23 protein-coding genes are annotated in these 25,373 nt (G+C 67.0%); 10 read left to right on the top strand and 13 right to left on the bottom strand.

What is annotated here, in order from left to right:
• The first annotated feature begins 75 nt into the window (after positions 1-75).
• A complete protein-coding gene (locus tag AC1DC5_RS16935; RefSeq protein WP_476865912.1) occupies positions 76-1,461 on the top strand; it encodes an APC family permease in 1,386 nt (461 codons plus the stop codon).
• Here the strand turns inward: AC1DC5_RS16935 and AC1DC5_RS16930 are convergent.
• Entirely contained in the window at positions 1,403-1,918 is a 516-nt protein-coding gene (locus AC1DC5_RS16930) for a MarR family winged helix-turn-helix transcriptional regulator (RefSeq protein WP_476865911.1), read from the bottom strand. The genes AC1DC5_RS16935 and AC1DC5_RS16930 overlap by 59 nt on opposite strands.
• A gap of 208 nt (positions 1,919-2,126) precedes the next feature.
• Between AC1DC5_RS16930 and AC1DC5_RS16925 the strand changes: the two genes are divergently transcribed.
• Entirely contained in the window at positions 2,127-4,349 is a 2,223-nt protein-coding gene (locus tag AC1DC5_RS16925) for an MMPL family transporter (RefSeq protein ID WP_476865910.1), read from the top strand.
• 54 nt (positions 4,350-4,403) lie between these two features.
• Here the strand turns inward: AC1DC5_RS16925 and AC1DC5_RS16920 are convergent, their stop codons facing one another.
• Positions 4,404-5,366 (bottom strand): NAD-dependent epimerase/dehydratase family protein, encoded by a 963-nt coding sequence (locus AC1DC5_RS16920; protein WP_441406195.1) that lies wholly within the window; start codon positions 5,364-5,366, stop codon positions 4,404-4,406.
• A gap of 182 nt (positions 5,367-5,548) precedes the next feature.
• Between AC1DC5_RS16920 and AC1DC5_RS16915 the strand changes: the two genes are divergently transcribed.
• From AC1DC5_RS16915 to AC1DC5_RS16885, 7 genes are all read left to right on the top strand, one after another.
• The gene (locus AC1DC5_RS16915; protein WP_441406194.1) at positions 5,549-6,319 is read left to right on the top strand and encodes a TetR/AcrR family transcriptional regulator; all 771 of its coding nucleotides are present in this window, start codon (positions 5,549-5,551) and stop codon (positions 6,317-6,319) included.
• A gap of 142 nt (positions 6,320-6,461) precedes the next feature.
• Entirely contained in the window at positions 6,462-6,854 is a 393-nt protein-coding gene (locus AC1DC5_RS16910; RefSeq protein ID WP_441406193.1) for a hypothetical protein, read from the top strand.
• A gap of 285 nt (positions 6,855-7,139) precedes the next feature.
• Entirely contained in the window at positions 7,140-9,002 is a 1,863-nt protein-coding gene (gene dnaK, locus AC1DC5_RS16905) for a molecular chaperone DnaK (protein ID WP_441406192.1), read from the top strand.
• A gap of 2 nt (positions 9,003-9,004) precedes the next feature.
• The gene (locus AC1DC5_RS16900) at positions 9,005-9,679 is read left to right on the top strand and encodes a nucleotide exchange factor GrpE (RefSeq protein WP_441406191.1); all 675 of its coding nucleotides are present in this window, start codon (positions 9,005-9,007) and stop codon (positions 9,677-9,679) included.
• A gap of 94 nt (positions 9,680-9,773) precedes the next feature.
• Positions 9,774-10,763 carry a DnaJ C-terminal domain-containing protein gene (locus AC1DC5_RS16895; protein WP_441406190.1) on the top strand — a complete coding sequence of 330 codons (990 nt, stop codon included), beginning with the start codon at positions 9,774-9,776 and terminating at the stop codon, positions 10,761-10,763.
• Positions 10,764-10,778: 15 nt separating this feature from the next.
• Positions 10,779-11,201 (top strand): heat shock protein transcriptional repressor HspR, encoded by a 423-nt coding sequence (locus AC1DC5_RS16890; RefSeq protein ID WP_441406189.1) that lies wholly within the window; start codon positions 10,779-10,781, stop codon positions 11,199-11,201.
• A gap of 232 nt (positions 11,202-11,433) precedes the next feature.
• A complete protein-coding gene (locus AC1DC5_RS16885; RefSeq protein ID WP_441406188.1) occupies positions 11,434-11,880 on the top strand; it encodes a hypothetical protein in 447 nt (148 codons plus the stop codon).
• A 32-nt stretch (positions 11,881-11,912) separates the two neighbouring features.
• Here the strand turns inward: AC1DC5_RS16885 and AC1DC5_RS16880 are convergent, their stop codons facing one another.
• The 4 genes from AC1DC5_RS16880 to AC1DC5_RS16865 form a co-directional block, all read right to left on the bottom strand.
• A complete protein-coding gene (locus AC1DC5_RS16880) occupies positions 11,913-13,310 on the bottom strand; it encodes an MFS transporter (protein WP_476865909.1) in 1,398 nt (465 codons plus the stop codon).
• Positions 13,311-13,431: 121 nt separating this feature from the next.
• A complete protein-coding gene (locus AC1DC5_RS16875; protein WP_476865908.1) occupies positions 13,432-14,670 on the bottom strand; it encodes an NAD(P)/FAD-dependent oxidoreductase in 1,239 nt (412 codons plus the stop codon).
• A gap of 7 nt (positions 14,671-14,677) precedes the next feature.
• Positions 14,678-15,001 (bottom strand): 2Fe-2S iron-sulfur cluster-binding protein, encoded by a 324-nt coding sequence (locus AC1DC5_RS16870; protein WP_441406185.1) that lies wholly within the window; start codon positions 14,999-15,001, stop codon positions 14,678-14,680.
• 16 nt (positions 15,002-15,017) lie between these two features.
• Entirely contained in the window at positions 15,018-16,214 is a 1,197-nt protein-coding gene (locus AC1DC5_RS16865; RefSeq protein ID WP_441406184.1) for a cytochrome P450, read from the bottom strand.
• 103 nt (positions 16,215-16,317) lie between these two features.
• On the opposite strand from AC1DC5_RS16865, the gene AC1DC5_RS16860 reads away from it, so the two are divergent.
• Complete coding sequence (locus tag AC1DC5_RS16860) at positions 16,318-17,259, top strand: LysR substrate-binding domain-containing protein (RefSeq protein ID WP_441406183.1); 942 nt, start codon at positions 16,318-16,320, stop codon at positions 17,257-17,259.
• Here AC1DC5_RS16860 and AC1DC5_RS16855 read toward each other — a convergent pair.
• The 7 genes from AC1DC5_RS16855 to AC1DC5_RS16825 form a co-directional block, all read right to left on the bottom strand.
• The gene (locus AC1DC5_RS16855) at positions 17,247-18,752 is read right to left on the bottom strand and encodes an NAD-dependent succinate-semialdehyde dehydrogenase (RefSeq protein ID WP_476865907.1); all 1,506 of its coding nucleotides are present in this window, start codon (positions 18,750-18,752) and stop codon (positions 17,247-17,249) included. The two genes, AC1DC5_RS16860 and AC1DC5_RS16855, sit on opposite strands and share 13 nt — an antisense overlap.
• 43 nt (positions 18,753-18,795) lie before the next feature.
• The gene (locus AC1DC5_RS16850) at positions 18,796-19,626 is read right to left on the bottom strand and encodes an HpcH/HpaI aldolase family protein (RefSeq protein WP_441406181.1); all 831 of its coding nucleotides are present in this window, start codon (positions 19,624-19,626) and stop codon (positions 18,796-18,798) included.
• Positions 19,611-20,396, bottom strand: a complete 786-nt coding sequence (gene hpaH / locus AC1DC5_RS16845) for a 2-oxo-hept-4-ene-1,7-dioate hydratase (RefSeq protein WP_441406180.1) — start codon at positions 20,394-20,396, stop codon at positions 19,611-19,613. The genes AC1DC5_RS16850 and hpaH overlap by 16 nt, the downstream gene beginning before the upstream one ends.
• A 2-nt stretch (positions 20,397-20,398) precedes the next feature.
• Complete coding sequence (hpaD, locus tag AC1DC5_RS16840) at positions 20,399-21,475, bottom strand: 3,4-dihydroxyphenylacetate 2,3-dioxygenase (protein WP_441406179.1); 1,077 nt, start codon at positions 21,473-21,475, stop codon at positions 20,399-20,401.
• A 52-nt stretch (positions 21,476-21,527) separates the two neighbouring features.
• Positions 21,528-23,042 (bottom strand): 5-carboxymethyl-2-hydroxymuconate semialdehyde dehydrogenase, encoded by a 1,515-nt coding sequence (hpaE, locus tag AC1DC5_RS16835; protein WP_476865906.1) that lies wholly within the window; start codon positions 23,040-23,042, stop codon positions 21,528-21,530.
• Between the two features lie 62 nt (positions 23,043-23,104).
• On the bottom strand, positions 23,105-23,800 hold the full coding sequence (locus AC1DC5_RS16830; RefSeq protein WP_476865905.1) for a GntR family transcriptional regulator: 696 nt from the start codon (positions 23,798-23,800) through the stop codon (positions 23,105-23,107).
• Positions 23,793-25,298 carry a fumarylacetoacetate hydrolase family protein gene (locus AC1DC5_RS16825; protein WP_441406176.1) on the bottom strand — a complete coding sequence of 502 codons (1,506 nt, stop codon included), beginning with the start codon at positions 25,296-25,298 and terminating at the stop codon, positions 23,793-23,795. Before AC1DC5_RS16825 ends, AC1DC5_RS16830 begins: the two co-directional genes overlap by 8 nt.
• Positions 25,299-25,373: the final 75 nt, after the last annotated feature.

Genomic DNA, 25,373 nt, shown 5'->3' with positions numbered 1-25,373 from the left:
AAGACGGCAGGAATTCGCGCGTGCCCGTCCGTTTTGCCGCTTCTGCCCGGGGCCGTTCCGCGGATGATTAGAGGAGTGAACATCAACAGCAGCAAGCAGGCAGGATTCGGCCTGTTCCGGGCCACCGGGATCTATGTCGGGGCGATCCTGGGCTCGGGCATCCTGGTCCTCCCGGCGATCGCGGCCAAGGAAGCCGGGCCGGCGTCGCTCCTGGCCTGGACCCTGCTGCTCGTGTTCTGCACGCCCGTGGCCTTCAGTTTTGCGGAGATGAGCCGGCAGCAGCCCGACGCCGGCGGAATCGCCCACTTTGTAACGCGCGCCTACGGGCGCCGGGCCTCAGCTGTGGCCGGCTACCTCTTCTACTTCGCCATCCCGTTCGGCGCTCCCGCGACGGCCGTCATCGGCGGCAACTACATCGCCCACGCCCTGGGCGGCGGCCGCGGGACGGCGCTGGTGGCGGCGGCGCTGCTGCTGGCCGCCGCGTTCGCGAGCAACGCCGTCGGGATCCGGATGTCCAGCGGCATCCAGCTGGTGCTGATGGTGCTCCTGGTCGGCCTGCTGGCGCTGGCGGTCGCCCTTGCCGCCCCGTTCGCCCGGGCCGGGAACTTCGAGCCGTTCGCGCCGCACGGCTACTGGGCTGTGGGCGGGGTGGCCAGCCTGCTCTTCTTCTGCTTCGCCGGCTGGGAGGCCGTTACGCATCTCGCCGGTGAATTCCGCAACCCGGAACGGGACCTCAAGCGGGCCACATGGCTCACCCTGGTGGTGGTCGGCGTGGTGTACATCGGCGTCGTGGCCGCCTCGGTCGCCGTGCTGGGCCCGGCCCTCCCCGGCAGCGACGTGCCGATCGCGCAGCTGCTTGAAAAGGGGCTGGGCGGACTCGCCGCCCCGCTGACCGCCGTCGCCGCCGCGGTGCTGACCTTCGGCCCCATCAACACCTTCGTTGCGGGAGCCAGCCGGCTGGGTGCGAGCCTGGCGTCCGACGGCGTGCTGCCGCGGGCCCTCGTGCGGGGCGCCGGTCCGGGCCAGGTTCCCACGGCCAGCCTGGGACTGCTCGCCGTGATGACGCTCCTGTCCTTCGGTGCGGCCGCGGGCGGGCTGAGCAACATGCAGTTCCAGATCGGGGCGGCGTCGGCGTGCTTCACCGCAGTGACGGCGTTCGGCCTGATTGCCGGGATCCGGTTGCTGCCCGCCCGGACGCCGGCCTGGTACGGCGTCATTGTGGCCGCTGTTGTCATGCTGGCCGTGCTGCTGTTCAGCGGCTGGGCGCTCCTGGTCCCCGTGGGACTGGCGGCGGGGGCGTTGTGGGCGGCACGCCCTGCCCGCCGGGCGGGTGTGGCGGGAGCGCCGCGCCGGCGGCTGCCCGGCTTGCGAACGCTGCCGACGGGACGCGCGGAAGCGGCAACTAGTGCGGGTCGGCTGGAGCCGGTGCCGTCCGCTGCGCCGCCTCCTGCCCGGCCCTGACCGTCGCGTCAATCATCGAGGTCATGAACCGGGTGGCGATTTCCAGCTCCTCGGCGGTGAACTGGGCCATCGCCGCGTCCATCTGGCGGGCCAGCGGCATGAACATGGCGCTTCCGTCGCGGTAGGCCTTGGGGGTCATCCGGAGCTGGACCTGGCGGCGGTCCGTGCCCTGCCGTTCGCGGACCACGTGGCCGGAGTTGTAGAGCCGGTCCACTAACGCGGTCGTGGCGGGTGAGCTGAGGTGGAGTTCCTTGCGGAGCACTCCCGGAGTGACGATCTGGTTCTTCGCGGTGTGCTGCATGATCACGGCCAGGGCATTGAGGTCGGTCCGGTGCATGTCATTGCGGCCCCCGGCGGAATCCACGTAGCGGTTGGCCTCGAGGCTGAACTCCTGCAGCAGCCTGACCAGCGGCGGCGGACCGGAGGATTCGGGGCGCCCCGAGGAATCAACTGTCACGGTGCACCTCCCTCTTCCTGTCGCCGGTGACGCCTGTTCCGCAGTTGGTGGCGCCCTCCGGAGTTTACTTCAGCAGGCCGACGCATCGGACCCGCACCGGTCCCGAGATGATTCCCGGATTCTTGGTTAGCCCCCAGTTATCTCTATGGTGGAGATAGTCTATGATTGAGTCAATTCTACTCCTCCTAGGAATGCACCTGAAGGACCCATGAAAAAGACCCCACTGCACAGTGCCCGTGTCCCCTTCTGGCTGCGCTGGCTGGTTCCGGTCCTGCTCGTCTTCACCTGGCTGGCCATCGCCGGGATCGGCGGGCCCACCTTCGGCCGGCTGGACGAGGTCTCCTCGAACGACCAGGCTTCCTTCCTGCCCGCGGGGGCCGAGGCAACCGCGGCCCAGGACTGGCAGGCCAAGTTCCGGGACTCCAACGAGATTCCCGCCGTCATTGTCATCGAAAGCGGCTCCGCCTTCACGCCGGCGCAGCTCGGCGAGGCGGCAGCACTTAAGGGCAAGCTGGAGGCCGTCGGTGCCGGTAGTACCGTCGTCGGTCCTATCCCGTCAGAGGATGCCAAGGCCGTGCAGTTTGTGGTCCCGATCGATGCGGCCGGTGAAGTCAAGGAAGTGGTCAAGGAACTCCGCGCGGTAGTGCAGGAATCTGCTCCGGAAGGAATGCAGACCTTTGTGACCGGCCCGGCCGGGCTCACCGCGGACCTCGTCAGCGCCTTCGCGGGCATCGACGGCATCCTGCTGCTCGTTGCCCTCGGTGCGGTGTTCCTGATCCTGCTGATCGTCTACCGCTCGCTGCTGCTGCCGATCGCCGTCTTGTTCACCTCGGTCTTCGCTCTCTGCGCCGCCATCCTGCTGGTCTTCGGCATGGCCAAACTGGGGTGGATCCAGCTCAACGGCCAGAGCCAGGGCATCCTGTCCATCCTGGTGATCGGCGCCGCCACGGACTACGCGCTGCTCTACGTGGCGCGCTTCCGTGAGGCCCTGACGCACACCACCAACCGCACGGCCGCCGCGCTCACCGCATGGAAAAACTCGTGGGAACCCATCGCCGCCTCCGGGGCCACCGTCATCATCGCCCTGCTCTGCCTGCTGTTCTCCGACCTCAACTCCAACAAGGCCCTCGGCCCCGTGGCGGCCGCGGGCATCCTCTGCTCGCTCTTCGCCGCCCTGACCCTGCTGCCGGCGCTGATGGCGCTGCTGGGCCGCGCCGCGTTCTGGCCCTTCCGCCCCAAGCTGCTCCCGGAGACCGAGCGCGAGCCTGAACTCGTCACCGGCCTCGAGGGGCAGAAGGGCCTGTGGCGGGCCACCGGTTCCCTCGTTTCCCGCCGGCCCCGGACCGTCTGGATCGCCTCCGTGCTGCTGCTCCTGGTGGCTTCCGCCGGCGTCCTGCAGCTCAAGGCCAACGGCGTCCCGCAGACCGACGTCATCCTTACCGCTTCGAACGCCGTCGACGGCCAGGACGCGCTGGCGCGGCACTTCGACGCCGGCTCCGGCAGTCCAGCCGTGATCGTCGCGGACGAGGCCAGGGCCCAGGAAGTCCTGGCGAAGACCAGGGCGACTGGCGGCGTCGGGGACGCCTACCTGCTGGCCGACGGCGGCGCGCCCGTCATCGCGGGAGCGCCGGCTGCCCCAGGCGCTCCCGCCCCCGCGGCTCCCGCAGTGCGGGACGGGAAGGTCCTGATCAACGCGACGCTGAATTTCGCCGCGGATTCCACCGAGGCCGAAAACGTCGTTGTGGACCTCCGCCGGGAACTCAAGGAGATCGACGGCGGCGCGCTGGTCGGCGGAGTGACCGCGACGGCCCTGGACACAAACACCACCGCCCAGCGGGACCTTGTCACCATCATCCCGGTGGTCCTCTCCGTCATCCTCGTGATCCTGATGCTGCTGCTGCGCTCGGTGCTGGCGCCGGTCCTGCTGGTCGCCTCGGTGGTCCTGTCCTACGGCGCCGCAATGGGTGTCTCCGCCTTCGTGTTCAACAACGTCTTCGGATTCCCGGGTGCCGACGCCACGGTTCCGCTGTTCGGGTTCGTGTTCCTCGTCGCACTCGGCGTGGACTACAACATCTTCCTGATGAGCCGGGTCCGGGAGGAATCTCTTAAGCACGGCACCCGGGCCGGGATCCTGCGCGGCCTCGGCGTCACGGGCGGTGTGATCACCTCCGCCGGCGTGGTGCTCGCGGCCACCTTCGCGGCCCTGGGCGTCATCCCCATCATGTTCCTGGTGCAGCTGGCCTTCATCGTGGCCTTCGGGGTGCTGCTGGACACCGTGCTGGTCCGCTCCTTGCTGGTGCCGGCCCTGGCCTACGACATCGGCCCGCGGATCTGGTGGCCCAGCAGGATGGGACGCCCCGAGGCGGATGCCGCCGCAAGCGCCCTGCCCGCCGTCCCGGAGCCCGCGCCCGCGGAGGCGGGAAGCCGCTAAGCGGAACCCCGATGGCCAAAACCCCGCTCGTCGGGACTTAGACCGCAGCCGTCGTCACCGTTCCTGGTCTCCCCACCAGGCGACCGTGGCGGCGGCTGCTTCCGTCAGCGGGGTGGGCGCCACGCCGAGGGCGGCCTGGCTCGCAGTCGAATCCATCACGAACGGGCGCTCGAACTGGTACAGCGTCTCGGCGATTTCCCGCATGTCAGGGGAGAACACCGTCATCGCCTTCAGCGCCCATCCGGGGATCGCCGTGACGCGCGGGGCGCGGGCGCCGGCTGCGCTGGCGAAGGCCCCCGCAAGCTCGCGCTGGGTCAGCGCAGGTCCGGTGGGCGCATGCCACACCCGGTTCCATGTGTTCGGCTTGTCCGCCGCGGCGATCATGGCGGCAGCGAGGTCGGGGACGTACGTGAACGAATGCGGCTGGTCCGCCCGGCCGACCACCTGCATTGGCTTGCCGGCCGCGACGGGACGGACCATACGCTCGCCGGCGTGCGACATGCGGACCCTGGGGCCGAAGAAATCACCCGCCACGACGCTCACGGTGTCGGTCGCGGAGGCAGCCCGGGCCTTCAGCAGCGCGGTGCGGACGCCCCGCTTGCCGCCCTGCGCCTCGCGCGGCCCCTCCTCGGTCATCGGCCGGTCAGGTTCGCTGTAGGAGTACAGGCTCTCCGGGAAGACGACGACGGCGCCCGCCTCGCCTGCCGCGGCCAGCACGGCCTGCTCGGCGCCCGGAAGTTCCGCCGCCCAGACCTTCGCGTCGTACTTGGAGCCGTGGATGCAGTGGAACACGGCTGTGGCGCCGCTGAACAACCCGCCAAGCTGCGCCGCGTCGGACACGTCCGCTGCCTTCTTCTCGATGAGCAGGTGGTCCGGGCCGTTGCCGGAACGGGTGAGCACGCGGACCCGGTGGCCTGCGGCAGCAAGCTGCTCGGCAACTGTCCAGCCGACGGGCCCGGCTCCGGTAACTACAAAGAATGCCCGGGCCGGGGACTCCGGGGATTTGGGCTGGGACACGTTGGTTTCCTTTCGCTGGGTTGGGTTCGGTTGTTGCCGTCCGGGCGGGGTTGCCCTGCAGCCTGGCCTCACCGATTTTGAGAGCAGTGCTCTCTGGATACAGAATGCGTCCATCCTTCCGGGATGTCAAGAGCGGTGCTCACATTTGTTGACACTGCTCTGATTTGTGAAATGCTGGAGCCGTGCCACAGACCGCCAGCTCCCCGCCCCAGAAGCCACTCACGCCCCGCGAGCGGGCCCGGGTCCGGACCATTGAGGACATTGTCCGCCTCGGCCGGGAACATTTGGCGCTGCACGGGGCTGCCGCTCTGTCGCTGCGCGCCGTGGCGAGGGATCTCGGCGTCGTCTCCTCGGCGGTCTACCGCTATGTGGAGAATCGCGAAGAGCTGCTGACCCTGCTGCTGGTCGATGCGTACAACGAGCTCGGGGACGAAGTGGAAGCCGCCGTGGCCGTCCTTCCGGTGGGCGATTTCGCCGGACGGTTCAGTGCGCTGGGCTCCGCGGTGCGGCGCTGGGCCCTGCGCGAACCGGCCCGCTACGGGCTCCTCTTCGGCAGTCCCGTGCCCGGCTATCGAGCGCCGGCCGAGCGGACCACCGGCCCGGGTACGCGGGTCATATATGCGCTGATGGCACTCCTCGACGGCGCTTACCGCGCCGGACGGCTGACGATGCCTGGCGGTCCGGCTGCCGTCACCGCGCCGCTGGCGGCCGACTTGGAGAGCATCCGGGCCGGGATGGGACTCGCCGTGCCGGACAGCCTGATGGCGCGGGGTGCGCTCGTCTGGACCTCACTCTTCGGCGCCATCAGCTTCGAGGTCTTCGGCCAGTACGGCGCGGATACGTTTGCCGCCCCGGATGAGCTCTTCGCCCACCATCTGGCCGTGCTGGCGGATCTCGCGGGACTTGGGCCCTCGGCGGGCCAGTCCGGCGGGCGGGCCGCTCAGCCGGAATAACTGTTAAGTCGACCCACGGCCGGGCCGCCGCCGGGGCGGGGTCTCTCCGTTTCCCTGATCCCCCTGTTGTCTCCCGGCGGCGCTCGATAGACTGCCCCTGCGCCTGCCTGGGCGCGCTGAAGCTTCCAGGAGGGATCCAACCATGTCCGAAAACAGTGAGTTTGACCGCAAGGCAGCAGAGCCCGAAGCAGAGGCCGCCGAGGGCCAGTACGTCGAGGGAGACTATGGCACCGCGGGCACTGCCGGGGAGAATCCGCCCGAGGCCGCCGAGGGCGAATACCCCACCGGCGACTACGGCTCGGCGGGCGTCGCCGGCGCCACCGCCGTCGGCACCGAAGAGGGCGACTACCCCGAGGGTGACTACGGGACGGCGGGTGGCACCGGCGCAGCATCGGCCGCCGTCGAAGAGGGGGAGTATCCCGAAGGTGATTATGGAGCAGCCGGCGCCGCCAGTGGCCGGCCGGCCCGCCGCGCCGCCGACGAGGCGCCCGCGAGGGACGAATCTGCCGGCGAAGAGGGCCGCGGCGAACGCTAGGAGGACATCCAGGCGGCGGACTTCGCGCACAGCGAACAGCGGGGCGTCAGCGCCGCGGCTGCACAACCATGCCCGGAATTCCGGGAATTCCCAGCCGCTGAAGAAACGCTCCGCAGCGCCAAAAAAGTGAAGTTGAGCGTAGGTCACTCAACTTTGAATTGACTTTGAAACGCCCCTGAGTAAAGTTGAGTGCAGATCGCTCAATAACGGTCGGATCCGGCGAGCTATAACCGCTGCGGTCCGCAGCCATCTCAGCAAGTTTCCAAGGAAAGAAGGAAGCAACACATGTCACGTGCAGTAGGTATTGACCTCGGAACAACCAACTCCGTCGTCTCCGTTCTCGAAGGTGGCGAGCCCACCGTCATTGCCAACGCCGAGGGTGGCCGCACCACGCCGTCGGTTGTTGCGTTCTCCAAGTCCGGCGAAGTGCTGGTCGGCGAGATCGCCAAGCGCCAGGCCGTCAACAACATTGACCGCACCATTGCTTCCGTCAAGCGCCACATGGGCACCGACTGGTCCGTCGCCATTGACGACAAGAAGTACACGGCGCAGGAGATCTCCGCCCGTATCCTCATGAAGCTCAAGAACGACGCCGAGTCCTACCTCGGTGAAAAGGTCACGGACGCCGTGATCACCGTTCCCGCGTACTTCAACGACGCCGAGCGCCAGGCCACCAAGGAGGCCGGCGAAATTGCGGGCCTCAAGGTCCTGCGCATCGTCAACGAGCCCACCGCGGCCGCACTGGCCTACGGCCTGGACAAGGGCAAGGAAGATGAACTCATCCTCGTCTTCGACCTCGGCGGCGGAACCTTCGACGTCTCCCTCCTCGAAGTGGGCAAGGACGAAGACAACTTCTCCACCATCCAGGTCCGCTCCACCGCCGGCGACAACCGCCTCGGCGGCGACGACTGGGACCAGCGCGTCGTCGACTACCTGCTGAACCAGCTCAAGGTCAAGGGCATCGACCTGTCCAAGGACAAGATCGCCCTGCAGCGCCTGCGTGAGGCGGCAGAGCAGGCCAAGAAGGAACTCTCCTCCTCCACCAGCACCAACGTCTCGCTCCAGTACCTCTCCGTCACCCCCGACGGCCCGGTGCACCTGGACGAGCAGCTGACCCGCGCCAAGTTCCAGGACCTCACCAAGGACCTGCTCGAGCGCACCAAGAAGCCGTTCCACGACGTCATCAAGGAAGCCGGCATCCAGCTGTCCCAGATCGACCACATCGTGCTCGTCGGCGGGTCCACGCGTATGCCGGCCGTCTACGACCTGGTCAAGGAACTCGCTGGCGGCAAGGAACCGAACAAGGGCGTGAACCCGGATGAGGTTGTCGCCGTCGGCGCCGCTCTGCAGGCCGGTGTCCTGAAGGGTGAGCGCAAGGACGTCCTCCTGATCGACGTCACCCCGCTCTCCCTCGGCATCGAAACCAAGGGCGGCATCATGACGCACCTGATCGAGCGCAACACGGCCATCCCGACCAAGCGCTCCGAGACCTTCACGACGGCGGATGACAACCAGCCGTCCGTGGCCATCCAGGTCTTCCAGGGCGAGCGCGAGTTCACCCGCGACAACAAGCCGCTGGGCACGTTCGAACTGACCGGTATCGCTCCGGCCCCGCGCGGCGTCCCCCAGGTCGAGGTCACCTTCGATATCGACGCCAACGGCATTGTCCACGTGTCCGCGAAGGACAAGGGCACCGGCAAGGAACAGTCCATGACCATCACGGGCGGTTCCAGCCTCTCCAAGGAAGACATTGACCGCATGGTCAAGGACGCCGAAGAGCACGCAGCAGAGGACAAGGCCCGCCGCGAGGCAGCCGACACCCGCAACACCGCCGAGCAGCTCGCCTACTCCGTGGACAAGCTGATCGCCGACAACGCCGACAAGCTGCCGGAAGAGGTCAAGACCGAGGTCCAAGCCGACGTCGACGCCCTCAAGGCAGCCCTCGAAGGCACTGATGACGCCGCCGTGAAGACCGCGTTTGAGAAGCTCCAGGCTTCCCAGGGCAAGCTCGGCGAGGCCATCTACGCCCAGGCAGGTTCCCCGGACGGCGCCACCGGCGCCCAGGGTGCACCGGCCGGTGAGCCGGCAGCCGGCACCGATGAGGACATCGTCGACGCCGAGATCGTTGACGAAGACGAGAAGAAGTAGCCATGCCGCATCACGGTAACGAAGAAGAGCACGGTTCTTCCGAGAGCCGTCGCGACGCTGAACAGCGGGAAAGCGAGCCGCAGAAGCCGATCATCCACGACAACCGCAAGGTTGATCCGAAGACCGGCCAGGCCCGCCACCCCGACCAGGAGCACGCCGATGCTGCGGATTCCCGTTCCGGGGACGCACTGTCCCAGGCGGAGGACATCCTCAACAGCGTTGAGGTGCCGGCCGCGGAGTCCGTGGCCCAGGGTGCCGACGGTGCGGAAACGGAGGAGCTCAGGAATGACCTTCGCCGCCTGCAGGCCGAGTACGTCAACTACCGCAAGCGGGTCGAACGCGACCGTGCCGTGGCAGGGGAGATGGCCGTCATTGGCGTCCTGAACTCCTTGCTCCCGGTCCTGGACGACGTTGACGCCGCCCGCCAGCATGGTGACCTCGCGGACGGACCGTTCGCCGCGATCGCCGCCAAGCTGGAGAACGCGCTGAAGACGTACGGCCTGGTGCGCATCAATGAGACCGGCGTGGAGTTCGACCCCACGATCCACGAGGCCCTCATCCAGCAGCCCGGCCAGGACGTCGAGATCGACACCGTCAGCCAGGTTCTGCGCTCCGGCTACAGGTCCGGCGACCGCGTGCTCCGCGCAGCACAGGTCATCGTCGCGGTTCCGGCGTAGCAGCACGCCATCGAGGTGACAGTTCGCGCCCGTGTTTCAACCAAACATGGGCGTGAACTGTCACCTCGGCACACACTTTTGAAAGGAAACGCCATTGGCTAGTCAGGACTGGGTGGACAAGGACTTTTACAAGATCCTTGGAGTCGCCAAGGACGCTTCCGACGCCGACATTAAGAAGGCTTACCGGAAGCTCGCGCGGCAGCACCACCCGGACACGAACGCCGGTGACACCGCGTCGGAGAAGAAGTTCAAGGACATCTCCGAGGCCTATTCCGTGCTTTCCGATCCCGACGAGCGCCAGCAGTATGACGCCATCCGGGCCATGGGCGGCGCACGGTTCGCGCCCGGTGGCGGAGGCGGCGGAGCCGGTGGCGGGGCTGGCTTCGAGGACCTCTTCGGCGGATTGTTTACCGGCGGCGGGGGGCGCCACTCCGGCGGCTACAGCACGGCGGGCGGCATGCCGCCGGAATTCGCCGACCTGTTCGGCGGTGGCGCCGGCGGCGGCTTCGGCGGGGGCCAGTCGTTCCAGCGTGCCCCGCAGAAGGGCGCGGACCGCACGGCGTCCACCTCCATTTCCTTTGCCGGGTCCATCCGCGGCACCACCATCGGCCTGCGTGAACCGGACGGCGAAGTCATCGACGTGCGCATCCCGGCCGGCATCAAGGACGGCCAGAAGGTCCGGGTCCGTGGCAAGGGCCAGTACGGTCCGGCCGGGTACGGGGACCTCATGGTCACCGTCGCGGTGAAGCCCCACGATTTTTACGTCCGCGACGGCGACAACCTGCGCATCCACGTGCCGGTCACCTTCCCGGAGGCAGCCCTGGGTGCCGATATCGAGGTTCCCACCATCGACGGCGACAAGGTCAAGGTACGCGTCCCGGCCGGCACGCCGTCGGGCCGTACCCTCCGGGTCAAGGGGCGCGGCGTCAAGCACTCCAAGGCAACCGGGGACCTGCTGGTGACGATCGACGTCGCCGTCCCGCGGAAGCTCAGCAAGGAAGCCGAGGAGGCCGTCAAGGCCTTCGGCGCGGCCACCGCCGGCGAGGACGTCCGCGCCGAACTGGCAGCCAAGGCCCGGCTCTAGGAACGGGTGCCTGCCATGGCCATCGAGTACGAGCAGCCGATCTTCGTGATCTCCGTCGCCGCGGAGCTGGCGGACATGCACCCCCAGACGCTGCGGCAGTATGACCGGCTGGGCATCGTGTCGCCCAGCCGCGCGCCCGGCAAGTCCCGGCGCTATTCACAGCGGGACATCACCATGCTCCGCGAGGTGCAGCGGCTCTCCCAGGAGGGTGTTTCGCTCGAAGGCATCAAACGGATCCTCCAGCTGGAAAACCAGGTGGCTGCCCTGCAGCGGCGCGTTACCGAACTCAGCGAGGAAATCGAACGCCGCCCCCGCGCGCTGGACTCCCGCATCTTCGCCGCCGGAGCCGCGGGCGACGTCGTCAGCCTGGCCCGCGGCCAGCGCCCCCGTGCCCGCTCCCAGGCCGTTGTGGTGTGGCGGCCGCGGAACAGCGAGTGACGGAGCCGGTTTCCGGCTCCCTCCTCCGTCCTCCCTCTTCTGTCCACGTAGTCAGCGCCCCAGAGTGAGTACTGGTGCGCTGTCGCCGGGTGTCAGCGTCCGTAAAGACGGGTACAGCGTTTGCGTGACTTCGGGGCCGCCGGGCCGTTTGAATTGTCCATGGCAGGAATCTGGCGTCGCAGCCAGTGAAGCAGCGAGGACAGCCGGGGGGGCACCTAATGTTGAATCCATCTTGGCCGGGCAGATCGGCACCTGGACCCGCACTGATCGCGGGCAGGTCATGAACTCCGGACTCCAGGTCCTGGCGATGTTCGCCGGATCCCTGACCGGCTCAATCCTGCTGTCCCTGGGCCAGACGGTGGTGGTGGTGTGTGTCTGCTTCGACATGGTCCGCGCCCTCTCCGTGCCCCGGTCGCATCGCCGTTACGTGGCCAACACCGTCTTCACCACCCTGGCCTGGCCGTCGATCCTGATCAGCGCGGTCACCGTGCTGATCGATGCTGCCAGCGGAACGTGGCAGGAGGTTGCGGCCGGAGTCTTTGTGATGGTCATGGTGATCTTCCGGTGGCGCCACGGCGGCGACGAGGACAGTTGGTGGAAGGGCAAGGGCAAAAAACTGGCCCGCTGGGCCCGCCGCCAGTTCAGTTCGGGCACGGCGGCGGCACCGGCCATGGGTTGACCGGCGCCGCTGCGCGCTGTGATCGAGCGTGGTCAGGCGTTCACGTCGACGTCCTCGCGGACGGTGGGCCGGCGGCTGTCGAAGACTGTGGCGCCGACTTCCTGCTCGGCCTGGTTGTTGATACTCAGGTCAATGCCTTTGCGGTCGCGGATGACTAGGGCCGCTCCGGTGGAAACCAGCGCGACAATCAGCAGATAGACGGAGACCGAAACCGTGGTCCCGGTGGCCTGCACCAGCGCGGTGGCGATCATGGGTGCGAAGGCGCCGCCGATGATGGCACCCAGCGCATAGGAAATCGCGACGCCGGAGAACCGGATGGAGGCGGGAAACAGTTCGCTGTAGACGGCAGCCTGCGGACCGTACGTCAGGCCGAGCCCCACGGTGAACATTGCCAGGCCCAGGAACAGGGCCCAGATGTTGCCGGTATTGACCAGCCAGAACAACGGGAAGACTGTCACGATCAGGCAGCCATAGCCGATGAGATAAGTCTTCTTCCGGCCGATGCTGTCGGAGAGGAACCCGGCGATCAGCGTAAAGACGAACCAGAGGGCGGCGGAGGCCGTAACTGCCATGAGGACCGAGGTGCGGTCCATGGCAAGTCCCTTGGGGTTTGTGGCATAGCTGAGGATGTAGCCGCCGGTGGTCATATAGCCGGCGGCGTTGTTGCCCGCAAAGATGAGGGCAGCGATGATGACCAGCAGCCAGTGCTTCTTAAACAGTTCAACAACCGGGACGCGGGTCTGCTGCTTCTTTTGCGCGATTTCCTCGAAAACGGGGCTTTCCTCGACGCTGCGACGGACCACAAATCCCACGATGATAAGAACGAAGCTGAGCAGGAACGGGACGCGCCAGCCCCACTCCACAAAGGCCGCACCGGGGGAGATCACGCCGGACATCAGAGCTAGGACGCCGGAGGCAAGGAGCATGCCCAAGGGAACGCCGAGCTGGGGGAAGGAACCGAACAGGCCGCGCTTGGAACGGGGGGCGTGTTCAACGGCCATCAGAACCGCGCCGCCCCATTCCCCGCCTGCCGAAATGCCCTGCACGATGCGCAGCAGAAGCAGCAGGATGGGTGCCACGATGCCCGCGGTCTCGTAGGTGGGCAGCACACCGATGAGCGTGGTGGCAACACCCATCATGATCAGTGTGATGACGAGCATTGCCCGTCGTCCCAGGCGATCGCCGAAGTGTCCGGCCAGGAAGGCCCCTAGCGGGCGGAACAGGAAACTCAGTCCGACGGAGGCGAAAGAAATCAGGATGCCGATGTCACTGCCGGCCGGCTCGAAAAAGAGTTTTGCAAAAATCAGGCCCGCGGCATTGGCGTAGATGAAAAAGTCGTACCACTCGATGGTGGTTCCGACGATGGTAGCGAACGCCACGCGGCGGTTTTCCTTTGCCGAGCGTCGCTGCTCGAGCGGGATAGCACTCATGTTTTATTCCTTGTTGCGGAGGGCCACGTCTGCGTGGCGCGAAAAGGGATGCGGGGATGCAACTATCTACGATCTCATACATGAAATCGTATACAATCAATTAGTGTAGTTGTGATTCAAGTCATGTCAATGCCCGCGCAGGAACCTGCAGCGAATGGGCTTTGACGTCGAACGCCTGGTCCGCAGCCTCTGCGGGTGAAACCGACCGGCCCTGCGCCAGCAGCCGGCGGGCCGCCATGTGGTCGCCTGGGCTGTTGACGGACTCAACGGCAGCAAGGTCACCGTCCCGATAGCAGAAAACGGAGAACCTATTCGCGGCTGGATCGCCACGGAGCACCGTTTGGTCCCCGGGGCGGCTCAGCCCGGCGATCTGCAGCTTGAGCGGGCCTTGCTGGGACCAGAACCACGGAAGTGAGGCGTACCGCTCGGCTTTCCCGAGGATGGAACGGGCCGTGTGCCTGGCCTGGTCGGTGGCATTCTGGGTGGACTCGAGCCGTATTCGGGCGCCTGCCCGAGCGGGGAAGCTGGCGCAGTCTCCGAGGGCGAAGATGGCGGGGTCTGACGTGCGCATGCCGGCGTCCACGACGATCCCGTTATCCACGGCCAGTCCGGCCGCGGTGGCCAGTTCGGTCCGAGGCACCACGCCGATACCCACCAACACCAGGTCGGCCGGGTAGGTCTGTCCGCTGGTGCTGACGGCTCCGCTGACCTGGCCGTCCCGACCGGCGAAGGCCGCTATTCCTTCGCCGAAACGCATGGTCACGCCGTTGCGTTGATGCGCCTGCGCAAAATAGTTGGACATTGTGGGCGTGAGCGCGCGGGCCATGGGGCGGTCGGCAAATTCAAGGACTGTCACATCCAAGCCGCGCTGCCGTGCCGCCGCAGCAAACTCCATGCCGATGAAGCCGGCGCCGATCACCACCACGGATGTGGCCCGGTTCAGGCTGGCGTGGATGGTCCGGGCATCCGAGAGGGTCCGCAGCCCGTGTATGCCGCCCAGCTGGCTGCCGGGGATGTCAAGGGTGCGGTTGGCCGCGCCGGTGGCCAAAACCAGGGTCGAGTAGCCGAGGCGGGATCCGCCGGCCAGCGTTACGGTGCGCGATTCCCTGTCTACCGCTGTGACCGACGCGCCCAGACGGGAATCGACGTCGTTCTCGGCAAAGAATCTTTCGGCCCGTAAGGGCAACGGCTGCGGTTCGTGGCCTGCAGCCATGAAATCCTTGGAGAGCGGAGGCCGCTGGTAGGGAAGGTGCTCCTCCTCGCCGATGACCGTGATGGGCCCGGTGTAGCCCTCAGCGCGCAGGGACTCAACCAATTGGATCCCCGCCTGGCCGTTTCCGACGATAACAACGTTGTCCATGGGCCGCTCAGACCTGTTGTCCCGGAACATCGACTTCGAGGCCGTAGCCGTCTTTGAGGAAGACCTGGCAGCCCAGTCGGCTTCGCTCCGGATCCCGGGGATCCACGGTGCAGTCGAGCATCTCCTCTTCCTCTTCGCCGATCCCCGGCAGGCCGGGAACATATTCCTCGCGGACATAGACGTGGCAGGTGGCGCACATGGCCTGGCCGCCGCATTCGCCGATAATGCCGGGCACGCCGTTGGCGACGGCGGCGCGCATGATGGAGGTCCCGGCGGCAACGTCGAGGACATCGACGTTGCCGCCGTTGTGGTGAAAACTGATTTTGGTCATGGTTCTTAGGTTCTTTCTATTTGTCCCAGCAAACGGGGAGGATTGTCATGCCCCGGAAAACCCAGCCGGAGTCCACAGCAGTCTGATCAGGGTCCAGGCGAAGGTTTTTCAGCCTGGAGAACAGGTGGGGGAGAGCGACGGCCGCCACGGATGCGCGAGCCACCCAAGTGCCGGCACAAAAATGGTTTCCACCGCCGAAGGCCAGGTGCGGCTTCTTTTCGCGGTTGATGGCGAACGCGTCGGGGTCGGCAAAGATGGCCGGATCCCGGTTGGCCGCGCCGATCACCACACCAAGCCGGGCGCCCTTGGGCAAGGTGATCCCGCCCAGGACGGTTTCCCTGGTTGTTTCCCGGGGATACATGCCGATCGGCGCAACCCAGCGGACGGCCTCCTCGAAGACGGCCGGAAAGAGCGTCGGGTCGGCTTTGACCAGGCCAAGTTGGGCGGGGTCGCGCAGCAGCGCCCACACGGCGACGCCGAGGACGTCGCGGGGCTCGTTTAGGCCGCCGCCGATGGTCATCTTCATGTTGGCGCGGATCGCCTCGAGTGGTATGGGCATGGAGGCAAGTCCGGAGAGAAGGCTGCCGTCCGGATGCCGCAGCAGGTACGGCAGGATCTCGTCGATCGCGTCGTCAACCTCGTCGTAGGACTTTTTGGATGCGGCCCAGACCTCGGGGTCGTCGGCGTAGTTCCCGGTGCCGTTGATCATCGTCTGGGACCAGCGCTGCATGTCTTCCTGGCTTGCATTGTGGAAGCCCATGATCAGCCGCAGGTTCTCGGCGGCGTAGGGCGCCGCGTATTCGGTGATCAGGTCGGCGCCGGGACCCGCAGCTTCGAGGCGTGCGAGGTAAGTTTCGCTGTTCTGTTCGAAGATTGCATTCCATTTTTCCTTGATGGCCTTCGGGCGCAGCACGGAGCCATAGGATTTGCGGTCCACATCATGCTCCGGATCGTCCTTCCGCAGCATGGAGTGGCCCATGGCCCGCTTCATCAGGGACCCGGTCTCGTTGGCGGAAAACGTCTCCTGGTCATTCTCGATGAGGTGGCAGGCGTCGTAGCTGGTCACCATGAAGCGGCCAACTTCCGGCACCCAATGTACCGGGGCCTCCTCCCGCATCTTTTGATAGATGGGAAAGGGGTCCCGGTGCAGATCGGCGAGGGTGACCCAGTCGGCTATGGGGGCGGTCTTTGCCAGCGCGGTGTCCAACGTCATTGTGGCTCCTGTCAGTTTTGGTTTCCTCCACTGTGGCAGGCGTCATAACCACTGGTAAAGTTCGAAGAAATGCCTATTATCAACGGAAAAATTGAGGAATCGAATGGCGCGCTATACCCTCCGGCAGCTGGCGCAGTTTGTTGCGGTGGCCGATGCAGGGGCAATTTCAGCCGCGGCGCTGAAACTCCACCTCTCGCAGGGCGCTGTGAACGCTTCCGTGACGGAGCTCGAGAAGATCTTCAAGGTGCAACTGCTGGTCCGCCGCAAAGCGCACGGCGTATCGCTGACGCCGGCAGGGAAACACCTCTATGGTCGCGCCAGGCTGCTCTTGGCGGACGCCGAGGAACTGGAGCTGAGCGCGTCCAGCGGCGGGCTGGAACTGGCTGGTCCGCTGGTCATCGGCTGCTACCTCACGCTCGCCCCGACGGTACTGCCGCCGTTGCTTGAGGGGTTTATGCGCGAGCACCCCCTGGTGGAGCTGTCGTCCGTGGAAGGGACGCAGACCGGCCTGCTGGAGCGGCTGTTCGACGGCGGGCTCGACCTGGCCGTCGTCTACGAAACGGATCTGCCGGCCGGACTGGCCGAGGTGGAGCTGTACAGGACAAGCGCCTACGCGCTGCTGCCTGCCGGGCACCGTCTGGCGGAGATGTCCGAAGTTTCCCTGAGGGATCTGGCCCCCGAGCCGATGGTGCTGCTGGACGCGCCGCCCAGCAGCCACCACAGTATCTCGCTGTTTGAACGTGCCGGGGTGGAACCGAACGTCCGCTATCGCACCACCGACTTTGAGGTCACCCGTTCGCTCGTCGGCCGCGGCCTCGGTTATTCCGTGCTGGTGCAACACCCTGCTGTTGATGCCAGCTATGAGGGGCTTGCCGTGGTGAGCAAGCCCCTCGTTCCGGCGGTGAAGCCGCTGTCCGTGCGTATCGTCTGGCCCGAGGCAGTCCGCCTGACCGACCGCGCGCAGGCCATGGTCGATTTCGCCGCAGGCTATGCCTGGCAATCCGCCAGGCGCACCGCGGCCGGTCCCCCGCCTCAGCCAGCGTAGGGATCGGCGATGCCGATGTATTGGGTGGTGGTGTATTCGGCGATGCCTTCGGTGCCGCCTTCGCGGCCGAGGCCGGATTGTTTGACGCCGCCGAAGGGTGCGGCGGCGTTGGAGATGACGCCGGCGTTGAAGCCCACCATGCCGAATTCGATCTGTTCTGCTACGCGTAGGAGCCGGTTGAAGTCGCGGCTATAGAGGTACGAGGCGAGGCCATACTCGGTGCTGTTGGCGAGGCGGATGGCGTCCTCTTCCGTGCTGAACGTGGTCACCGGCGCGACGGGTCCGAAGATTTCCTGGCCGAGGATGGCGGCGTCGTTCGGCACGCCGCCGAGCACAGTGGGCGGGTAGAAGTAGCCGGGGCCGTCCACGGGGGCGCCGCCCGTGACGGCGGTGGCTCCGGCGTCGACGGCGGCGGCCACCAGGGCGTGCACGTCGTCGCGGGCGGCTGCGTCGATGAGCGGGCCAACCTGGGTGCCGGGTTCGGTGCCGCGGCCGGTGGTCAGGGCGGCCATCGCGGCGGCGAACTTGGCGGTGAACTCCTGCGCGACGGATTCCTGGACGAGGAAGCGGTTCGCGGCGGTGCAGGCTTCGCCCATGTTGCGCATTTTGGCGGCCATGGCCCCGTCTACGGCTTTATCCAGGTCGGCGTCCTCGAAAACGATGAACGGTGCGTTCCCGCCGAGTTCCATGGAGGTCCGGAGGACGTTTTGTGCGGCGTCGGCCATGAGGCGTTTGCCCACCGGGGTGGAGCCGGTGAAGGAGATTTTCCGCAGCCGCGGGTCGGCCAGCAGGGGCCCTGAGATCCCGGAGGCGCTGGAGGAGGCGACGACGTTCAGCACACCGGCGGGCAGACCGGCGTCGAGCATGGTCTGGGCGAAGTACTGCGCGGTCAGCGGGGTGAGCTTGGCCGGTTTCAGGACCATGGTGCAGCCGGCCGCGATAGCGGGGGCGACCTTGCGGGTGGCCATGGCCAGCGGGAAGTTCCACGGGGTGATCAGCAGGCACGGGCCGACCGGTTTGTGCTGGACGAGGATCTTGTTCTTGCCCTCGGGTGTGGTGAGGTAGCGGCCGTAGTCGCGGACGGTTTCCTCGGCGAACCAGCGCAGGAATTCGGCCCCATAAGTAACCTCGCCACGGGCCTCAGCCAGTGGCTTGCCCATTTCCAGGGTCATCAGCAGCGCGAAGTCTTCGGCCCGTTCGGTGACCAGGTCGAAGGCCCGGCGCAGGATTTCGGCCCGCACCCGGGGAGCGGTCCGGGCCCAGGACGACTGAACAGCGTCGGCCGCGTCCAGGGCGGCGACCGCATCCTGGCTGGTGGCGGAGGCGAGCGCGGCGAGGACCTTCCCGGTGGCGGGGTCGTGCACGTCGAACGTGCCGCCGTCGGACGCGTCCCGCCAGAGCCCGCCGATCAACAGCCCGGTGGGCACGGAGGCGAGGACGGAGGCTTCCCGGTCAGGGGAAATGGCAGGGGAGAGTGCGGGTGCAACGCTCATCAAGGAAATCCTTTAGGGGTCAGGGGCAGTGTCTGTGTCGGTGTCAGTAACTGGCGGGGGTGCCGTCGCCGGCGGCCTTGGCCGCGGCCGGCCGGACGTATTCGGCGGCGAGGGCCTCGGAGCCCCGGGCCAGCAGGGCGACGTCGGCTCCCACCAGGATGAAGTCGGCGCCGTTCTCGAGGTAGTGGCGTGCGGTGGCGGGGTTGAAGGCGTTCACACCGGCGGGTTTACCGGCCGCCCTGGCCGCGGAGAGGCAGCGTTCGACGGCGGCACGCACCTCCGGGTGTTCCTGCTGGCCCAGCAGGCCCAGGGAGGCTGCGAGGTCGGAGGGGCCCAGGAAGATCGCGTCCACGCCGTCGACCGCCAGGATGTCCGTGACCGCGTCCACGGCCGCCGCGGATTCAATCTGGACGGTCAGGCTGATCGTCTCGGAGGCCCGGGACAGGTAGTCCGGGACCCGGTTCCAGCGGGCGGCGCGGGCCAGCGCCGAGCCGACTCCGCGGACCCCCTGCGGCGGGTAGCGGGTGGCGGCGACGGCGGCCTCGGCCTCGGCCGCCGAGTTGACCATCGGGATCAGCAGGTTCTGCACGCCCAGGTCCAGGTACTGCTTGATCACGACGGTGTCGTTGACCGGCGGCCGGACCAGTGTGTGGACCGGGTAGCCGTGGATGGCCTGGAGCTGGGCGAGGATGGATTCGAGCCCGTTGGGGCTGTGCTCGGCGTCCACCAGGAGCCAGTCCAGCCCGGATCCGGCGCAGAGTTCGGCGATGAGCGGGCTGCCGGAGCACACCCACATCCCGGCCAGCGGCCGGTATGCCGCGCCGTCCTCATTGGCCAGGGCGTCCCGGAAGGTGTTTTCTAGTCGAAGCGGCATGTGACAACTCCCAGGGGTCCGTAGTCCGCGTGGACGGTGTCGCCCTTGTAGACCCACAGCGGGCGGGTGAAGGACCCGGCGAGGATGATGTCCCCGGCCTTCATGGCGTCCCCGTGGGCGGCGATCTTGTTCGCCAGCCAGTGCACACCGTTGGCCGGGTGGTCCAGCACGCCCGCGGCGACGCCGGTCTCCTCCACGGTCTGGTTCTTGTACAGGATGGCCGAGACCCAGCGGAGGTCCACGGCGTCGGGTTTGACCGGGCGGCCGCCGATGACCATGGCGCCCATCGCCGCGTTGTCGGAGATGGTGTCCACGATGGTCCGGCCCTCCATCTCGATCCTGGAGTCCAGGATCTCCAGGGCCGGCACCACGTAGTCGGTCGCGTTCAGCACATCGAAGATGGTGCAGCCGGGTCCGGACAGGTCCTTCTTCAGCACGAACGCCAGCTCCACCTCCACCCGCGGATGCGTGTACCGGTCCCACTCCACCGAGCAGCCCGTCTCGAGTACCATGTCATCGAAAATGGCGCCGTAGTCCGGTTCGGTGATGCCGGTGGCGGCCTGCATGGCCTTGGACGTGAGGCCGATCTTGCGACCCACCAGGGTCCGGCCCGACTCCTCGTTCCGGGTCCGCCACAACTGCTGGACCGCGTAGGAGTCCTCCACCGTCATGTCCGGGTAGCGGGCCGTCAGGCGGGGGACCGGGGTGCGGGTCCGGGCCGCTTCCAGCAGTTCGTCGGCGATGGCCTCGATCGTCTTGGCATCCAGCATGGCTACAGCTGCGCCCCGAGCTTGAAACCCTCAGCCTCAGAGCCTTCCTTGCGGGTGTAGGAGAATCCGTCGGCCCCCACGGTCACGGCCATTTCTGAGGCGTCGGTGCGTTCGATGACGGGCTGCGGGTTCCCGTCGAGGTCCAGGACCAGGGAGGCCTCGGTGTACCAGGACGGGACCACGGGGTTGCCCCACCAGTCGCGGCGCTGGTTGTCGTGCACGTCCCAGGTGATGGTGGGGTTGTCCGGGTCGCCGGTGTAGTAGTCCTGCGTGTAGATCTCCACGCGGTGGCCGTCCGGGTCCAGGATGTAGAGGTAGAAGGCGTTGGAGACGCCGTGCCGGCCGGGGCCGCGTTCGATCCGGTCGCTGATCCGCAGGGCACCCATCTTGTCGCAGATCTGGATGATGTTGTGCTTCTCGTGGGTGGCAAACGCGACGTGGTGCATGCGCGGGCCGTTGCCGCCGGTCAAGGCGGTGTCGTGCACGGTCTGCTTGCGGTGCATCCATGCGGCGTACGTGACGCCGTCGGAGTCCTGGATGTCTTCGGAGACGCGGAAGCCGAGGTCCTCGAGGTATTTGCGGCCGCGCGGGACGTCCGGGGTGACCTGGTTGAAGTGGTCCAGCCGGACCAGCTCGCCGGCGGAGTAGAGGTCGTAGCGCTGGGTGAGGCGTTCCACGTGCTCCACCTCGTAGAAGAACTCGTACGGGAAGCCCAGCGGGTCCTCGACGCGGACGGCGTCGCCGATGCCCTTGGTGAAGCCGTCCTTGCGGCGCTCGGTGCGGCAGCCCAGTTCCTTGTAGTACGCCTCGGCGGCGTCCACTTCTGCGGGGGACTTCACCCGGTAGGCGAAGGCCGCGACGGCGGCGATGGGGCCCTTGCGGAGCACCAGGTTGTGGTGGATGAACTCCTCGAGTGAGCGCAGGTAGATGGCGTTCTCGTCTTCCTCGGTGACATGCAGGCCCAGGAGGTCCACGTAGAAGGCGCGGGACTTGGCGAGATCGGTGACCACGATCTCCATGTAGGCGCAGCGGACGATGTCCGGCGCGGGAACGGTGGGGGTGGGAACGAAGTTGGTCATGGGATTCTCTCTTCTTTGAAAGGGGTTCTGGGGTGGCGCTGGCCGGAAGGGCTCAGGCGCCGAATTTGGGGGTGTGGACGGTGCCGAGGGTGATGTGCACGGCCTGCTGGTCGGTGTAGAAGTCGATGGAGCGGTAGCCGCCCTCGTGGCCGAGGCCGGAGGCCTTGACGCCGCCGAACGGGGTGCGGAGGTCGCGGACGTTGTGGCTGTTGAGCCACACCATGCCGGCCTCGACGTTCTGGGAGAAGTTGTGGGCGCGGGTCAGGTTCTGGGTCCAGATGTAAGCGGCAAGCCCGTATTTGGTGTTGTTCGCCAGGGCGAGGGCCTCGTCGTCGGTGTCGAACGGGGTGATCGCGACGACGGGCCCGAAGATCTCCTCCTGAAAGATCCGCGCGTCCGGGGCGACGTCGGCGAACACGGTCGGGGCGATGTAGTTGCCCTCGGGCAGGTGGTCCGGACGGCCGCCGCCGGCGAGCAGCCGGCCCTCGGACTTGCCGATCTCCACGTAGGAGGCCACCTTGGCGTAGTGCTCCGGGTGGACCAGCGCGCCGACCTCGGTCTTCGGGTCGTGCGGGTCGCCGACCACGATCTTCTTGGCGCGGGCGGCGTACTTCTCGCAGAATTCCTCGTACACGGCACGCTCCACCAGGATCCGGGAGCCGGCGGTGCAGCGTTCGCCGTTGAGCGAGAAGACGCCGAACAGGGCGGAGTCGATCGCGGCGTCGAGGTCGGCGTCGGCGAACACGACGCACGGGGACTTGCCGCCGAGCTCCATGGACAGGCCCTTGAGGTTGGCCGCGGCGTTCCGGAAGATCGTCTGGCCCGTGGTGGTCTCACCGGTGAAGGAGATCAGCGGGACATCTGGGTGCTTCACCAGCGCGTCGCCGGCTTCCTCGCCCAGTCCGTTGACCAGGTTGAAGACGCCGTCGGGCAGGCCGGCGTCCTTGAAAATCTGTGCCCACAGCGACGCGGAGAGCGGCGTGAATTCGGCCGGCTTCAGCACCACCGTGTTGCCGGTAGCCAGCGCCGGGGCGAGCTTCCAGGACTCCAGCATGAACGGCGTGTTCCACGGCGTGATGAGGCCCGCGACGCCGATCGGCTTGCGGTTGACGTAGTTGATCTGGGCGCCGGGGACCTTCATGGCGTCGTCGAACTGGGCGACGATCAGGTCCGCGAAGAAGCGGAAGTTCTCGGCCGCGCGCAGCGCCTGGCCCTTGGCCTGGGTGATGGGCAGGCCCGTATCGAAGGTCTCCAGCTCCGCGAGCCGTGCTTCCTGGGCCTCCACGGCGTCGGCGATCCTGTTCAGCACGCGGGCGCGTTCGCGGGGCTTCATCTTCGGCCAAGGCCCGTTGACGAAGGCCTCGCGGGCGGCGGCGACGGCGAGGTCGATGTCCTCTTTCTGGCCGGCGGCGGCGGTGGCGTAGTTCTGGTTGGACACAGGGTCCAGGACGTCGAAGGTCTTTCCGCCCACGGAGTCAACGAATTCGCCGTTGATGTAGTGCTGGATATGGGTGGGCAGGTCCTGCGGAACGTAGTGGGTGGTGGTAACAGGAGCAGTAAACGTCATTGTTGTCTTCCTAACTAACTGAGATTGCAACGCGGGGTCACTTACGGCCCATGTGAAGGGCCTTAATGGGCGCCAAGTGACCCCGCGTTGCTTTGGGCGAGGTACGCGTCCAGGGTGGCGGAGCGGTGCAGGCGGGCTGCTTTTTCGATGTCGTCCGCGCTGGCGCCGGACTCAATGAGCTGCAGCAGGGCCTCGTGCTCGTCCACCGACTCGTAGGCGCGGCCGGGGACAAAACGGAAGGTGGAGGACCGCAGCCCGGCGAGCCGGTTCCACCCCCGGTGCACGAGGTCCAGGATGTGCGGGTTGGGGCAGTGTTCAAACAGGACGTTGTGGAAGTCCTGGTTGAGCTGGGTGAACCTGTCGGGGTCGAAGTCCTGCAGGCATTTGCGCATCTCCTCGTTCACGGCGCGTGCCCGGGCAATGTCCGTCCCGCCGATCAGCGGTGAGGACAGCGCCGTGGCGGCACCCTCCACGATGCTCAGGGTCTGCATGGTGTACAGGTACTCAGTGGGATCGATGCCCGCCACGGTGGCCCCAATGTTGCGTTCAAACTTCACCAGTCCCTCGGCTTCGAGCCTGCGGATGGCTTCCCGGACCGGGACCACGCTGAAGCCGAGGTCGGTCGCGATCTTGGCCAGGACCAGCCGGTATCCCGGAGTGAAGGCCCCCTCTACGATTTTGGCCTTCACTGCGGCGTAGGCCTGCTCGGACTTGCTGCTTGCGGCGGGCGCACCGGCTGCGAGAGTGGCTTTAGGCATGGGATTTGCCTGCTTCCCATTCCGCAAACCGGGCCCGCCAGGACGCATTCAGGGGGTAGAGACCGTCAACGCTGTGACCCTGCTGCACCATTTCCGCGATGAAGACCTCCTCGCGTTCCTGCGCGATGGAATCGTCGGCGAGCTCGTCGGCCAGCGCCGGCGGGATCACCAGGATGCCGTCCGAGTCCGCCACGATGATGTCGCCGGGCTGCACGGTGGTTCCGCCGCAGGCGATGGTGATGTCCGTGTCCCACGGGATGTGGCGGCGGCCCAGTACGGCAGGGTGAGGGTTGGAGTAATACGTGGGCATATCCATGGCGGCCACGGCGGAGAAATCACGGACGCCGCCGTCGGTGATGATGGCCGCGGCGCCGCGGACCTGGGCGCGCAGTGCCAGGATGTCCCCGATGGTGCCGGTGCCTTTCTCGCCGCGGGCCTCCATCACTAGGATTTCGCCCTCGTTGACCGAGTCGATGGCCTGCTTCTGGGCATTGAAGCCGCCGCCGTGGGTCTTGAAGAGGTCCTCGCGGTTGGGGACGTAACGCAGTGTCCGGGCCAGACCCACCACCCGCTTCTCCGGGCGGGTCGCGGACAACCCGTCGATGCTGACGTTGTTCAGGCCGCGCTTGCGCAGCTGGGATGACAGGGTGGCGGTGCAGACGCTTTCCAGCTTCGCCTTCAGTTCCGGGGTCAGGACATGCCCGACGGCGGCGCCTTCCGCGGCGCCGAGTCCGGCGGCTTCGCGCGATCCGTAGGCCTCTTCCCGCTGCACGTCATCGGTCTTGGGCCGGGCACCATAGTCGGCGAACGGCGTCGTGCCTTCCACCACTCTGGTGGTGAGTCGGCCGGTGCTGACGGCGCCGCCGCCCACCTCATCGTCAGTGCTGACTTCGACCTCGACGACGTCGCCCGGCTTGGCCACGGAGGCGCCGGCCGGGGTGCCCGTGAGGATGATGTCCCCCGCTTCGAGCGTGAGCAGCTGGGACAGGTCCGCGACGAGCCGGGCGAACGGGAAGAGCAGGTCGCTCGTGGTGTCGTCCTGGACCAGTTCACCGTTGTGCCAGCTGCGGATCCGGAGTCCGGCGGGGTCCACGGTGTCAGCGCCGATGAGCCCCGGGCCGATCGGCGTGAAGCCGTCGCCGCCCTTGGACCGGAGGTTGGACCCCTTGTCCGCGTAGCGCAGATCGTAGACGCCGAGGTCGTTGCTGGCGGTGACCCACTCGACATGGCTCCATGCTTCCGCGATGCCGACGCGGCGGGCGCGCGTGCCGATGATCAGGGCAATCTCGCCCTCGTAGCCCAGCAGTTCGCAGCCGGCCGGGCGTTCCACCGTGGACGGGGCTTCCGCGGAACCGGACGCCAAGGAGGAGGGCGGCTTCAGGAAGTAGGACGGCTGTTCCGGCGTGCGGCCGCGCTGGGCCGCCCTGCTGGGGTAGTTGATGTGCACCGCGATGACCTTGCGGGCCGCGGCCAGAATGCGGTCGGTGACCTGTTCCAAGTGCTACTCCTCATCGAGTACGAAATCGTATACGATAACTATGCACTCTCCGGAGAGATCCGTCAAGAACCTTTC

The sequence above is a fragment of the Arthrobacter sp. 10L424 genome, assembly GCF_056395325.1.
The sequence above is the reverse complement of the archived record's forward strand: the minus strand, read 5'-3'. Positions and strand labels throughout refer to the sequence as shown.